The 971-nt window shown below is 44.3% G+C and carries 1 protein-coding gene; it reads right to left on the bottom strand.

Going from position 1 to position 971, the window contains the following annotated elements; all coding sequences use genetic code 11:
- The coding region (locus AC1EUU_RS15425) for an immunoglobulin domain-containing protein (RefSeq protein ID WP_480202342.1) at positions 1-971 on the bottom strand (971 nt) is incomplete at both ends.

The raw sequence follows: 971 nt of genomic DNA, 5'->3' as shown, positions 1-971 counted from the left end.
TGGTGTAACTACTCCTGTACTTGAGTCGATCGTAGCTACTGCTGTATTCGATGAACTCCATACTATAGTACCCGTAGCTGTGGTTGCTAGGTCTGTGATCGTATCGCCTATACATACTTCGTCTGTTCCTGTAATTGGAGGAGCATTAGGCAATGAGTTTTCTATTAACATAATAGAGGTACGCGTTGCACTAGTGCATCCACTTACTATTACACGTGCTTCTGCAAAATATGTTCCCGGTAAGGTTGGTGTAAAATTGGTATTACCACTCAATAATAATGTTCCTCCAGAAGCTGCATCATACCAATCTACTGTTTCTCCAGCACCTACACTAGCAGTTAATGTTGGTATAGTATCTCCCGCACAGTATTCTTGGTCTGCTCCACCTATAGGTGCATTAACTACTGGGCAACTACAATCAGGAGCAGTTACATCCAAAGTATTTGTACAGCTATTACTATCTGTTACTGTTAAAGTAATATTTATTCCAGATGTCACTCCTGCAATACTCCAAATATTGCCCGATGTATTAGTAACTGTGCCTGCTGTACTGGTCACGGTTCCTTCACTAACAGTGACTTCTAACGAATATGTGAGTAAATCAGCGGAACATATTGGTGCTGAGCTTATGGCTATCGTTGGAGCTTGTTCAGTAACAACAACATCTGCAGTCGCATCAGGACAGTCAGGAGCACCACTTACAGTATAAGTATAGGTACCAGCACCTGCTAAGGCTGGACTCCATGAGCCGCCTGCATCCGGGGTGCCTCCTAAGGAAGTAAATAACTCCGCTGCCGTAACTGTCTCACCAACACAAATCTGTAAAGTACCATTACTACCAGCATCAGGAGCTGCTTGTTCAGTAACAACAACATCTGCAGTCGCATCAGGACAGTCAGGAGCACCACTTACAGTATAAGTATAGGTACCAGCACCTGCTAAGGCTGGACTCCATGAGCCGCCTGCATCTG

It is taken from the genome of Maritimimonas sp. 2205BS37-2 (genome assembly GCF_056591755.1).
The sequence above is the reverse complement of the archived record's forward strand: the minus strand, read 5'-3'. Positions and strand labels throughout refer to the sequence as shown.